Source organism: Sinanaerobacter sp. ZZT-01 (genome assembly GCF_035621135.1).
GTDB lineage: Bacteria > Bacillota > Clostridia > Peptostreptococcales > Anaerovoracaceae > IOR16.
The window spans coordinates 2,766,401-2,779,538 of the sequence record NZ_CP141728.1; the positions used below are offsets into that span (position 1 = coordinate 2,766,401).

Here is a 13,138-nt window from a genome sequence, read left to right on the forward strand (position 1 = left end):
AATTTAGACATCTCTCGATTAAGGTGTCTTTTTTTTATTTTACGGAAATTACTTGATGGGACATTCCCTTATTTGTAGCTATTAGAGGGTGTATTATGAGAAAGCGGATCAGAAACTACTGGGAAAACGAAGCCTATTTTTATTGTGGAACACTGCCTGAAGATAAAGCTTATGAAAAAATAATAAGCCAATTGGTACAAGTGATTTTAAGTGAGTACAATTCCTTTGACTGCCAATTAGATATTTTAGAGCTGGGAAGCGGAACCGGCTTTTTATTACAGGGTTTATCAAAAACAAATCATAATGTTCTGGGCGTGGATATCTCGAAAAACATGGTGGACATATCTAAAAATCGCGTTCAAAAATCAGGAGGAACAGCAAGAATTATTCAAATGGATGCAGAATCTTTATTGTTTGAAGACAATTCGTTTGATATTTTAATTGGTGATAACTTGTTATGGACCTTGGAGTTTCCGGAAAAATCTTATGCGGAATGGTATCGGGTTCTAAAGCCTAGCGGAAAAATTTTTATCATTGATGCGAATTGGAATCTATGGAGATTTGATCCAAAATTGAAAAAAGAATATCAGGAATATCAGAACTATTTGATAAAAAAATACAATAGAGGAACGCATCTATACTGCAATACGGGAGAAGGCGAAAAAATAGATCAGGATCTTTTTTTAAGTAATAAAAAAAGACCGGAATGGGATATTAACGTCATGAAAAAAATCGGATATAGAAATATTAAAACCTATTTAGATGTTTCTGATTTGGTTTGGGATGATTTAACGCTAGAGTTTAATAAAAAAACACTGCCATTTATGGTTTGTGGAGAAAAATAAAAATAAGGAGAACAGCAATGGATATCAACCAAAGAATTAAAAATTACTGGGAAGGCGAAGCAAGTGTTTACAGCAGTGGAATTGAAGATGAATTAAAAGGATTCCAGAGGGAGGAATGGAAAAAACTTATTTTAGAAAATAAACCATCTTATGCAGAAGAAACTTCTGTTCTTGATATTTTAGATATTGGAACCGGACCGGGTTTCTTCCCTATTGTATTGACGGAAGCAGGCCATCGTGTGACTGGTATTGACATTACGGAAAATATGATTGCATATGCCGATAAAAACCTGAAAAAAGAAGGATTTTGTGCACGTTTAATTACAATGGACAGCCAGGAATTAGAATTTCAAGATAATACATTTGATATGGCCGTTTGCCGAAACCTTACATGGACAATCGATGATCCTGTAAAAGCATATAAAGAGTGGTATCGTGTTTTAAAACCCGGCGGGAAGCTATTAATCTTTGATGCATGCTGGTATCTGCATTTATTTGATGAAGAGCTGCGAAAAAAGTATGAAGAAAATGAAAGACGTATTAAAGAAAAATACCTGAGAGGAGTTCATCAACATAGAGATCCGGAAGAAGGGGATGCGCTGGGCAGAAGCTTGTTTATGAGTGATAAAAAAAGACCGCAATGGGATTTGCAGGCTTTAGTTGAAACTGGCTTTTCTAAAGTCTTTTCAACCATTGATGTTTCAGAACGCGTATGGGATGAGATTGGAAAAGAGTTAAATGGAGTCACACCTCAATTCATGGTAGGCGGAGAAAAATAAAATTATGGGTTCATATATGAGATTGCTTTTCTTTTTAAAAGATTTAAAAAAAGAAGTAACTATAAAAATATTAATCGGATTAGGCATTATTGCAATGAGTTTTTTGCAAGCTTTTATGATAGCGAGAGGGATTACCTCCGCCTTTAACGAAGATTCGATGAAAACGGTCATGCTTTATCTCTCAGTATGCCTTGTTGCCATTTTAATCCGTGCATTCCTATTGCGTTATCAGGAGGGATACGCAAAGCAAATGGCAGCGAAAGTAAAGACGAAGATTCGAAATATGATCCTGGATAAAATCATTGACTTGGGCCCGGGGTATTTGAATGAGGTTAAGAGTGGCAATATACAGTCGCTTTTAACGGATGGAGTTGAAGCATTTGAGGTTTTTTTGGTCTCTTATATACCGCAGATTGCAATCGTCTTTCTATCTGTTTTGGCATCGGTGGTATATCTATCCATATTAGATGTCTATGTGGGACTGCTTGTGATCCTGATGACCATTTTATCGATTGTTGTGCCGCATTTTTTTATGCCTGCGGTATCCAAGTTGATGATTACATATTGGAGAAAGTATGCAGATTTAAATGCAGCGTATGTCGATTCCATGCAGGGAATGGAGACGTTAAAAGCATTTCATGCAAGTAAGCGTATCGGAAAGCAGATGGCGAAAGATGCTAAGGACTTTTCGGAAGAATCTATAAAAAACACAGGAATGTCTTTGGCAGATTCAGCGGCAATCATTCTTTTTATAAGCATAGGCACCTCTATGTCAGTTGCATTGTCGGTATATCATACGGCAGTGGGAGAAATATCCTATGCCAGCCTTCTGATTATTTTATTTCTGATAGGAGAATGCATGAAACCGCTAGCAGACTTAAATACATATTGGCATGGCAGTTATTTGGGTTTTTCGGTTGCAGAGCAGCTATATGAATTGATGGATCAAAGTACAGCATTGACAGAAGAGTCAGGTGATATCACAGAAGGAATTAATGAAAAACCTATGATTCAAATTCATGATCTGGATTTCAGGTACAAAAAAGATTTAAAGCTTGTACTAAATAAGGTTCATATAAAGATTGACGGAGGAAAGACAGTGGCAATTGTCGGTAAATCTGGATCTGGTAAATCTACTTTGGTGAATTTACTTTTAAGATTTTATGACCTCTCAGAAGGAACGATTTTGATTAATGGGAAAAACATCAAAGAGTATTCTTTAGAATATTTAAGAGAGAAAATTGCAGTAGTATTTCAAGATACCTATTTGTTTTATGGAACAGTTGCTGAAAACTTAAAGATGTCAAATGAGAAGGCTTCAATGGATGAAGTTATAAATGCAGCAAAGGCTGCAAATGCACATGAATTCATTATGGATCTTCCGAATGGCTATGATACGATTGTTGGAGAACGGGGGGCTACGCTCTCCGGAGGAGAACGGCAAAGAATTTCCATTGCAAGAGCAATTTTAAAGAATGCACCAATTCTTATTTTAGATGAAGCCACTTCCAGTGTAGACATTAAAAACGAGGAACTCATTCAAAGTGCACTGGAGAATTTAACGAAGAATCGGACGACAATTATCATTGCACATAGGTTTTCAACCATCGAGCATGCAGATGAGATTGTGGTTATGGAACAAGGAAAAGTTGTTGAATCTGGAACGCACTTCGAACTCATTCAGAACAACGGTACTTATAAGCAGCTGGTACAGGCGCAGGAAGCGGGGTGAGGATGAATGCAGACAGATCACAAAGAGCAATATCGTTTAAAGAATGTATTTTATTTATCGAAGCATTTAAAACCATATGCTGCTCGTATGCTCGGAGCGATTGTAACAGGGATTCTTAATCATATTTTTACAATTGGAATTTCATGTACCTGTGCATATATGGTTGGATTGGTGCTTGAAAATAAGCTGGATGGACGAATGAACCTTCTCATTGCCATTCTTCTCGGATTGGTTTTAGGCAAGGTGGCGGCTTATTTTGGCGAAATGTGGCTTGCACACGATGTGGCATTTAAAGTGCTTTCTGATTTTCGTATTAAACTTTACGATGCCATTGAAAAGGTGTCTCCGGCATTGCTTTTAAACAAAAGACTTGGACAGATTGCTTCGATATTAATGAGCGACGTAGAGTTATTAGAATGGTTTTTTGCACATTCCTTTGGCAGTATTGTAGTTGCCTTCGTTGTGCCTGCAATCTTGTTGATTTTTCTAGGGAGCTTTCATATAATGCTTCCCCTGATCATGCTTTTATTTATAGGGGTTCTCATATGGGTACCGCTTTCAATGAAAGAAAAAGCAGATCAAAAAGGACAAGAAGTAAGAGCAGAGCTTGGAGAGGCAAATGCTGTAATTGTTGAAGGGGTTCAGGGAATTAAAGAGCTTCTTACATTGAACTATGTGGATAGATACAAGAAGAAAAATATGAAATATATGCATAAGATGTATACAAGCCAGTTGGAATATGGAAAGCGGCTTGGAACGGAAGGCGCACTGCTTCAAGTAGTTGTTGGTATTGCGATGATTTGTGTTACCGCATATTCTGCCCTTCTTGTATTCGATGGGAATTTAGTATTTGAATGGTTTACGGTAGTCGTTATGCTGTCAGGAATTGCATTCAATCCGATCATTGAGATCTGTAATACCGCAAGAAATTTTGGACTGATTTTTGCAGCGGCAAATCGTGTATTTTTAATTTTAAATACAGAACCTGTAGTTGAGGATTGCGGTAAGGAGACAGATATATCTCAATTGAATAAAGAGATTTTATTTTCTGATGTAAGCTTTCGTTACAAAAAAACACTGCCACTGGCCGTGGAGAATATTTCGTTTTCAGTAAATCCAGGAGAAACAGTTGCTTTAGTAGGGGCTTCCGGAGCAGGAAAATCTACCTGTATTCGTTTGCTTCTCAGGCAGTGGGACATAGAAAGCGGAAGCATTAAAATAGGCGGACTGGATATTAGGAACATGGCTTTAGGTAACCTGCAGGATCTCATTTCAGTTGTTTTTCAAGATGTGTATTTATTTCATAAAAGCATAAGAGAAAATATACGATTAGGAAAACCAGACGCATCGGATGAAGAAGTAGAAAAAGCAGCAAAAGCGGCATTGGCGCATTCCTTTATCATAGAAATGAAAAACGGATATGATACATTAGCCGGTGAAAAAGGTGCTCAGTTGTCCGGAGGACAAAGACAAAGAATTGCGATAGCCAGAGCAATCTTAAAAGGTTCGTCTATTCTAATTATGGATGAAGCTGTTTCTAATTTGGATACAGAAAATGAAAGGCTGATTGAAGAAGCAATTAAGGAAAACTGTAAAGACTACACCAAATTAATTGTAGCGCACCGTCTCTCCACGATCCTGTCTGCGGACAAGCTTATTGTATTCGAAAAAGGGAGAATTGCTCAGGTTGGAAACCATGAAAAGCTCATAAGAGAAGAAGGTGTATACCGGAACCTTGTAAAAGCACAATTCGAATAAAATTATTTTAGAAAAATATATTTGAAAGTTTTCAGGGAGAGGTAATTTCATGTATCAATTTATATTAAAAAGAATCTTATTTTTAGTGCCAGTCTTATTCATTGTATCGGTGCTGACTTTTTCTCTGAGCTTTTTAGGCGCTGGAGATGCAGCTAGAATTTTAGCAGAAAAAGAATACGTGCGGCCAACGATAGCGAATATCGAGCTTACTCGAGTAAAATATGGGCTGGATAAACCTGCGGTCGAGCAATATTTTCATTGGCTAAAAAAAGTATGTACGGGTGACTTTGGGAATTCGTATAAAACGAACAAACCTGTTTTAAAAGAATTTGTTCATTACTTTCCCAATACTTTAAAATTGTCATTCGAGGCACTGCTTATTGTGATTGTAATCGCGATTCCTTTCGGAATGCTCTCAGCATTAAAACCGGGTGGCGTGATTGACACGGTAGGTAAAATCATTACTTTTTTTTCTGTCTCGATGCCATCTTTTTGGGTGGGCCTTATGCTCTTATATATACTGGGAGCAAAATTAAAAGTCATTCAAATTTTAGGCGGTGACGGAATGTTTATTGCAGCATTTACGATGGCGTTTGGAATGTTGGGAATGAACATTCGGCTTATGAAAGAAGGTATGAGCTCTGTATTAGACAAAGGCTACATGAAAGCGGCGAAGGCAAAAGGTATTTCTTCTTTGAATTTGTATGGAAAACATGCATTAAAGAATGCGATTCTGCCGGTTGTAACAAAGTTCGGAATGATATTTGGAGGCTTTTTAAGTGGAGCATCTATTATTGAATCAATTTTTTCAATAACAGGAATCGGGAAGTATGCATTGGAAGCAGTAGTGAGCAAGGATGTTCCTGTCATTCAGTGTTATGTCATGGTCATGGCGGCTATTGTTGTATTAGTCAATCTAGCGGTTGATATCTTATATTCCTTCCTAGACCCTAGAATCAGGCTTTCATAAGGAGGGGAGTTTCGTTGCTGAAGAAATTACTAAAACAAAAAAAAGCTATTTTTGGCTTTGCTATCGTTATCTTTTTCATTATGTTAGCTGCATTTGCACCGGAGATTGCGCCGAACGATCCTTATGAAATCAATGTTGCGAATAAGCTTCAAGCGCCAAGTATGCACTATTGGCTGGGAACAGATAATTTGGGAAGATGCATTGTTTCAAGAATCATATATGGGGCAAGAGCTTCCCTTTTATATAGCTGTACAGTGCTGCTTGTAACGCTGGTGATTAGTATACCGATTGGACTTTTTGCAGGCTATGCAGGTGGTAAAACAGACGATTTCATCATGAGGGCAATTGATGTCATCCTTGCGATTCCAAGCTTTATGCTTGCGTTGGCCGTAGCAGGAACACTTGGTGCCAGTGCTGGAAATATGATTCTTGCGATGTCTTTTGTATGGTGGGCTGGTTACGCCAGACTGATCCGTGGTATGACTTTAAAAATAAGGCAAGAAGATTTTATTATGGCTGCAAAGTCATCAGGCTGTTTGCATTCACAAATTATTATAAAACATATATTAAAAAACCTGGCAGCACCAATTATCACACTAGCAGCTTTGGAACTGGGTTCCATTATCCTTGCAATTGCAAGTTTTTCCTTCATTGGGCTGGGGGCGCAGCCGCCGACACCGGAATGGGGTGTCATGATCAGTGACAGTAAAGATTACATTCAAACACAACCGCAGCTTATGATTTATCCCGGAATGGCAATTGTTATAGTTGTCATGGGATTTAATATGTTAGGAGAAGGGCTAAAAAATGCGTTGGGAAGAGAATTCTATGGATAAGGAAGCAGTGCTCAGGCTTAAGAACTTGGAAGTAAGCTTAAACGAACAGAAAATTGTGCAAGGCCTTGATTTAAGTGTACATAGCGGTAGGATTACTGCTTTAGTTGGAGAAAGCGGGTGTGGCAAAACGACTGCGTCTCTGGCAGTCATGGGACTTTTGAGCAAAAAGGCCAAAATCAATTGGGATATCTTCGAACTGGATGGAGAGCCGCTGAAGACGGTAGATAAAAAAAAATGGAACCGGATAAGGGGGAATCAAATCAGCATGATTTTTCAAGATTCTCTTGATTCCCTTGATCCTGTATTTAAGTTAGAAAATCAAATAATAGAAGGAATTTTGGCACACAAGAATATTTCTAAGAAAGAAGCTTATCGAATTGGTATGGAACAGCTGCAACTCCTTCAATTTGATAACCCAGAGGCGATTATGAAGAGCTACCCTTCTGAGTTAAGCGGAGGAATGTGTCAGAGAGTAATGATTGCAATTGCGGTGCTCATGCAGCCAAAACTATTGATTGCAGATGAACCGACTACTGCATTGGATGTCACCTTACAGGCTGAAATATTAAAGCAAATTTATCATTTAAGCCGTAATTCTGATATGGGAGTACTGTTTATTACACATGATTTAGGTGTTGTTGCTGAGATTGCAGATGATGTGTATATCATGAAAAATGGAAAAATTATTGAGGCAGGTACTACAAAAAAAATATTTGAACGGCCGGAGAATGCGTATACTAAAATGCTTCTGAAAGCTATGGTTTAGGAGGAATGTCATGCCCGATCTGATCGAAATACAAAATGTCAGTAAACAGTTTCGTACAAGTCGAGTTTTATCAAAAAATAAGGATACTTTGGCTGTCAATGAGGTGAATCTTAAAATCTCACAGGGGAAATCTCTTGGGCTAATCGGCGAGAGCGGAAGCGGAAAAACGACATTAGGAAGAATGATATGTGCATTGGAAACGGTAAGCAAAGGTGAAATATATTTCAAAGGAAACAATATAACCAATTTGAATTTGAGGAAAATGAAGGCTTACAGAAAAAACATACAAATGATTTTTCAAAATAGCAGCACGATATTTGATGCTTCTTACACCGTATATGAGAGTTTAAAAGAAGTTATTTTAAATAATGAAAAGGTATCAAAGAAAAACTGTGATGAAAAAATTATTCGTATATTGAACCAGGTAGGATTGAGGGAAGCGCATAAAAACAGGTACCCGTATCAGCTTTCCGGAGGTGAAAAGCAAAGAGTAAATATTGCGAGAGCACTTGTCATAAACCCGGAATTTGTTGCATGTGACGAGCCGGTTTCAAGTTTGGACTTTTCTGTTCGAAAACAGATTTTAGATTTGCTGAATAAACTGAAAAAAGAGATGGGCCTGACATATCTTTTTATAACACATGATTTATCTACAGTGAAATATGTATGCGATCACGTTGCAGTGATGTATCGTGGGAAAATAGTAGAATTGATTGATGAGGTAGAACATCTGGCTGAGACAGTGAGGCATCCCTATACAAAATTATTAATGAATTGCATTCCTACGGCAGATCCATCCAATCGAAAAATTTGTATAGATCAGGATGAAGCTATTTGCTTTTGCATGAGTGATAGAACCCAAAGCGGCTGTGCTTTCTTAGATCGGTGTCCGTGTCGGAAGGAAATTTGCTTTGAGAAAGAACCGGATTTAAAATCGATTCATTCAGGCCATATGGTGGCTTGCCATATGATAAATGATAAAATGGAAGGAGAAAGAAAACTATGAAAATGAAAAGAATTTTATGTACAATCCTTGGAATGATCTTGCTTTTATCACTCATCGGCTGTTCGTCAGAAAAAGATGGACAAGGACAGGAAGGAGACAAGGATTCGAATGAAATTGTCGTACTATCAAGCGCCAGCTTAGATCCGGAATTAGGAGAACCGACGGAAGCAAGCACGGAATTCAGCTTATATGAAATGATTTATGAGCCGTTGATAAAATACAGAGAAAATGGTGAATATCAACCGGCACTTGCTGAAAAATGGGAAGTGAGTCCTGAGGGAAATGCATATACTTTTTATCTTCGTAAAGGTGTAAAATTCTCAGACGGAAGTGATTTTAATGCAAACAGTGTTATCTTCAGTGCTGAAAAATGGGATCCGAAAACTTTTTCTTCGGAAATGACGGGGATAGAAAAGATAGATGATTACACTGTAAAAATATCATTTAAAGATGCTTGTTATCCGTGTCTTACAGAGCTTACATATCCAAGACCTTATCGCTTTGCATCACAATCCGCGTATGATGACAGCGGAGAATTTGTATCCATGATCGGAACCGGAGAATGGATGATAGAAAGTTATGTCTCAGAGCAAGAAGTTGTATTGGTTCCAAATCCTTATTATTATGGAAAGAAGCCAAACCTGGATAAGATCATTATTAAAAAAGTAACAGATGGACAGTCTAGAATCATGGCACTGCAAAGTGGAGAGGCGGATTTGTCGATTGCAGATATTCCGGAAGACAGCTTACCGGTCGTAGAAAAAGATGAAAACTTAGCAATATTGAGTGCCAAAGGGACGATGGGATTCTTCGTAATGTTGAATGAAGAAAATGAGGTGTTGCAGGATGCAAAGGTGCGAAAAGCATTGAATTATGCAACAGATAGCGAAACAATTATAGAAAATATTTTTAACGGCAGAGGTACGGCAGCAAAGGGGCTCCTTCCTGATACAACACCTTATGTGACAGATGAAAACAGTCCAGGCTATGCTTATAATATAGCAGAAGCAAAGAAGCTTTTGAGTGAAGCGGGCTATAAAGACAGTGATGGAGATGGAATTGTAGAAAAGAATGGGAAAAAACTATCTTTAAATCTGGTCTTTCAGACAGAAGAATACGCTTCTTGGAAATTGCTAAGTCAATTCTTACAGTCTGAATATGCGAAAATTGGAGTAGAACTTAAATTGGACTTGAAAGAATCTGCAGCATACTATGATTCCATTTGGAAAAACAGAGATTTTGATCTGATTTTATACAGAACCTATGAGGATTCTTGGAATCCGCATGGCTTCCTTCGATCTATGTTTACTTATACAGAGGATACTTACGGAATCTGCTGGTCTGATAAAGTTTTGAACAAAGACTTAGATGAAGTAATAAGAATACAAGATGAGAAAAAGAGACAGGAAAAATACGATGAAGTATTAAAATATCTCAATGACCAGGCTTACACAATTCCAATTTATTATCCATTAAGAGAGTATGTATATAATACACGTTTGGAAAATTTGGTTATGGCACCGACATCCTATGAAAATGTAGAATGGAATTTAATTAATATCAAAGAGTAAATCAGAAAAAAGCTGCAGAATACTGCGGCTTTTTTTATCTGATAAAGAATATAGCTTCTTTTAGCATTTCAATGGATTCACTGTAATAATTCTTTCATTTATAAATAAAATTGAATGGATAGAAGTTATTTTAACTGTGCTTGTATAGAAAAAATTTCGGCAGAAATTGGGAGTATCGATGTATTATTGGAATGAAGATGCAAAGGAATCTTATCTAGAAAAAGAGCTGCTCCAAGTAAATAACGTAAGGAAATTACAAATTGGGACTGCTTTTTTTTCAAAAGAAGGACTTCGCATATTAAAAAGTGTTATAAACAAAAATAATTTAAAAAAGGAAAATGTATGCCTCTATTTATCGGATGAATTTTCTCAGGACAGACCGCATGAGTTGTTAAAAGAAGTGTTGCAGCTTGCAACTGTAAAAATATTTTTTCACCGTATGTATCATGCAAAGGTGTATTTGCTGAGAGGGGATATTGATAAGCTAATATATGGTTCCTCTAATTTTACGGCAGGCGGTTTTTATAAAAATATCGAATTTGATAGTATTGAGGAAATCGGAGAGAAAAAATTGAGTGCGATTGAACATTTTTTCGATTACTGTGATTTGCATGCCACTACAGTTACGGATGAAGTGATTCAATACTATGAAGAGATAGAGGATGAAATAAAAGAATTAAAGAAAGTTCAGAAAGAATTAAAAAATAAAATTAAGAGCGGTTATCCTTTACAGCAAGGTGCTTTTAGATTCAAGGATTATGATATAGAGAAAATGATGGCAGTTCATAATTATATCTATCCGCAAATCCAAAGACTGGGTTTGTACTGCACTTCGAATCTGTCGTTCCTTTTACATGCAACTGAAGGTGATGCGTCGCAAGGGGAATTATTGAGCATTTGGTATGGACGGAGTAACAGGGAAGCAGCTTTTTCTCAGAGAGCGTACGACATAAAAAACGGCAGCATGGGTAAAAGCGCAAATCATGAAAAGTTTGAATTTACAATTCTATCAACAGGCTTTATCGTGCGCATGCATTTTGAAACAAAAGGTGAATTGGCTGATCGGATGTATACAAAATCTCAAATAGAGGAACGAAATGCAAGGATAACAAGAGAAATTGCCAAATTTAAAGGCGGTAATATAAAATGGAAGATTTTTAATTCAAAAGAAAATATGTATGATTCCTTTGAGATCGATAACGAAAATACGGATGAAATTTGTAATTTTATAAAAAAATACGATAAGGGAGCAAAGTCCTACATAACAGTCTATCATCCGTTTATAGACGACCAAAAGGTAGAGGTAGAAGAGATTGGAGATGAAATTCTATGTCATATAATGATGTTTAAACCCCTTTATGACAGTATGTTGTGGAGGTAATGCATTCTGTGCTATAGATTCTGTTTCTAAAGAAAGTAAATAAAAAAGGTAGAACTTAGTGGAAAAACACTCTGTTTTACCTTTTTATATTTCTTGATTTGAATGTAGGATTTTTATAGGAATATTTATCTTTAAATGGTATAATATAGTTGGAAATTTTCAAACTAGATAAGGCTATCTATACGTAGTAACAATAATGAAAATAGATGAGGATTTTTAACAAATGGATAAGATAAAGATTAATTTAAAAGATTTTTTATTATGTATTTCGGATGCACAGGATCTAATGTCTCCGACACTTTCCAAACATCATCAACAAGTAGCTTACCTCGCATTTCGGCTGGCAGAGAGACTGGGACTTTCGATTGAAAGACAGAAAAACATCATTCTTGCATCGCTAGTACATGATATCGGTGCGTTGTCTAAAAAGGAAAGGTTGGAAATTATCGAGACGGAAACAATGCAGGTAAATAATCATGCATTTATCGGTGCAAAACTTTTGGGTGAATTTAAACCATTGGAGGAAGCAGCACGCATTATTAAGTTTCACCATATCGCATGGAATTACGGAGAGGGGCAAAATTACAAAGGAGAAGAAGTTCCTTTTGAAAGTCACATCATTCATTTAGCAGACCGTACGTGTACATTTCTATATGCGGAAAAAAATGTGATATCAAATTTACCTAATATTATCCAAAAAATCAAAAAAAATACTGGGATAGTCTTTGAATCAAGTTTGGTGGATGCACTGGAAGAGCTGAGTAAATATGAATACATATGGCTGGATTTAATGGCGACGACACCAATGGAAATGATTAACGATTTTAGTTTCTTTGATACCTTGCTGTTAGAAATCGACGATGTTATGAGTCTTTCTTATATTTTTTCACAGATCATAGATTTTCGTAGTGAATTTACAGCACGCCATTCCGCAGGTGTAGCAAAGACGGCGGAACAGCTTGCAAGATTAATTGGTTTTTCCACTTATGAATGTAAAATGATGCTCATTGCCGGATACCTGCATGATTTGGGTAAAATAGCGATAAACAATAGTATATTAGAAAAAAATGGTAAGCTGAATGAAGGCGAATTTAATGAAATCCGAATGCATACCTATTATACTTATCGATTGCTGGAAAGAATACCGCAATTTAATGAAATAAATAAGTGGGCATCTTATCACCATGAAAAATTAGATGGTACAGGATACCCATTCCATATTAAAGGGGAAAATATTCCGCTTGGCTCTCGAATTATGGCTGTCGCAGATGTGTTTACTGCAATAAAAGAAGATCGTCCATATCGTTTAGGTATGCAGAATGAAGCAGCAATTCATATCTTAAGAAAAATGGTGAAAAATAATGCGTTGGATGAAAAAGTAGTTCGTGTTTTGATTGAAAATTTTGAAGATATAAATAATATTCGTGACAGTTTTCAAAAAGCAGCTGCAAAGCGTTACAATGATTTTTGTGCTTTTAAATAAAAAAGTAACAT

Annotated in this window: 11 protein-coding genes; all 11 read left to right on the forward strand. The window is 36.7% G+C overall.

From position 1 onward, the window contains the following. Positions 1-95: 95 nt before the first annotated feature. The 11 genes from U5921_RS13420 to U5921_RS13470 all read left to right on the forward strand — a co-directional run bounded on the left by U5921_RS13420 (position 96) and on the right by U5921_RS13470 (position 13,127). Positions 96-845: a class I SAM-dependent methyltransferase gene (locus U5921_RS13420; protein ID WP_324823967.1), complete on the forward strand. Its 750-nt coding sequence runs from the start codon at positions 96-98 to the stop codon at positions 843-845. 17 nt (positions 846-862) lie between these two features. Next, positions 863-1,624 carry a class I SAM-dependent methyltransferase gene (locus U5921_RS13425; RefSeq protein WP_324823968.1) on the forward strand — a complete coding sequence of 254 codons (762 nt, stop codon included), beginning with the start codon at positions 863-865 and terminating at the stop codon, positions 1,622-1,624. A gap of 4 nt (positions 1,625-1,628) precedes the next feature. After that, positions 1,629-3,356, forward strand: a complete 1,728-nt coding sequence (locus U5921_RS13430; protein ID WP_324823969.1) for an ABC transporter ATP-binding protein — start codon at positions 1,629-1,631, stop codon at positions 3,354-3,356. Between the two features lie 6 nt (positions 3,357-3,362). Beyond that, positions 3,363-5,114 (forward strand): ABC transporter ATP-binding protein, encoded by a 1,752-nt coding sequence (locus tag U5921_RS13435; RefSeq protein ID WP_324823970.1) that lies wholly within the window; start codon positions 3,363-3,365, stop codon positions 5,112-5,114. A gap of 49 nt (positions 5,115-5,163) precedes the next feature. Then, on the forward strand, positions 5,164-6,084 hold the full coding sequence (locus U5921_RS13440; RefSeq protein ID WP_324823971.1) for an ABC transporter permease: 921 nt from the start codon (positions 5,164-5,166) through the stop codon (positions 6,082-6,084). A gap of 14 nt (positions 6,085-6,098) precedes the next feature. Further along, positions 6,099-6,920 (forward strand): nickel transporter permease, encoded by an 822-nt coding sequence (nikC, locus tag U5921_RS13445; protein ID WP_324823972.1) that lies wholly within the window; start codon positions 6,099-6,101, stop codon positions 6,918-6,920. Further along, positions 6,913-7,686, forward strand: coding sequence for an ABC transporter ATP-binding protein (locus tag U5921_RS13450; protein WP_324823973.1), 774 nt, complete (start codon positions 6,913-6,915; stop codon positions 7,684-7,686). Before nikC ends, U5921_RS13450 begins: the two co-directional genes overlap by 8 nt. A gap of 10 nt (positions 7,687-7,696) precedes the next feature. Continuing rightward, complete coding sequence (locus U5921_RS13455; RefSeq protein WP_324823974.1) at positions 7,697-8,692, forward strand: ABC transporter ATP-binding protein; 996 nt, start codon at positions 7,697-7,699, stop codon at positions 8,690-8,692. Further along, positions 8,689-10,263: an ABC transporter substrate-binding protein gene (locus tag U5921_RS13460; protein WP_324823975.1), complete on the forward strand. Its 1,575-nt coding sequence runs from the start codon at positions 8,689-8,691 to the stop codon at positions 10,261-10,263. The genes U5921_RS13455 and U5921_RS13460 overlap by 4 nt, the downstream gene beginning before the upstream one ends. Before the next feature lie 178 nt (positions 10,264-10,441). Continuing rightward, the gene (locus U5921_RS13465) at positions 10,442-11,644 is read left to right on the forward strand and encodes a phospholipase D family protein (protein WP_324823976.1); all 1,203 of its coding nucleotides are present in this window, start codon (positions 10,442-10,444) and stop codon (positions 11,642-11,644) included. 223 nt (positions 11,645-11,867) lie between these two features. Next, positions 11,868-13,127, forward strand: coding sequence for an HD-GYP domain-containing protein (locus U5921_RS13470; RefSeq protein ID WP_324823977.1), 1,260 nt, complete (start codon positions 11,868-11,870; stop codon positions 13,125-13,127). Positions 13,128-13,138: the final 11 nt, after the last annotated feature.

Excerpts from the sequence above, each read along its gene's own strand:
- U5921_RS13430 (WP_324823969.1), top strand. The coding sequence starts at position 1,629 with ATGGGTTCATATATGAGATTGCTTTTCTTTTTAAAAGATTTAAAAAAA.
- U5921_RS13440 (WP_324823971.1), top strand. The coding sequence starts at position 5,164 with ATGTATCAATTTATATTAAAAAGAATCTTATTTTTAGTGCCAGTCTTA.
- U5921_RS13420 (WP_324823967.1), top strand. The coding sequence starts at position 96 with ATGAGAAAGCGGATCAGAAACTACTGGGAAAACGAAGCCTATTTTTAT.
- U5921_RS13435 (WP_324823970.1), top strand. The coding sequence starts at position 3,363 with ATGCAGACAGATCACAAAGAGCAATATCGTTTAAAGAATGTATTTTAT.
- U5921_RS13460 (WP_324823975.1), top strand. The coding sequence starts at position 8,689 with ATGAAAATGAAAAGAATTTTATGTACAATCCTTGGAATGATCTTGCTT.
- U5921_RS13450 (WP_324823973.1), top strand. The coding sequence starts at position 6,913 with ATGGATAAGGAAGCAGTGCTCAGGCTTAAGAACTTGGAAGTAAGCTTA.
- U5921_RS13465 (WP_324823976.1), top strand. The coding sequence starts at position 10,442 with ATGTATTATTGGAATGAAGATGCAAAGGAATCTTATCTAGAAAAAGAG.
- U5921_RS13425 (WP_324823968.1), top strand. The coding sequence starts at position 863 with ATGGATATCAACCAAAGAATTAAAAATTACTGGGAAGGCGAAGCAAGT.
- U5921_RS13455 (WP_324823974.1), top strand. The coding sequence starts at position 7,697 with ATGCCCGATCTGATCGAAATACAAAATGTCAGTAAACAGTTTCGTACA.
- U5921_RS13470 (WP_324823977.1), top strand. The coding sequence starts at position 11,868 with ATGGATAAGATAAAGATTAATTTAAAAGATTTTTTATTATGTATTTCG.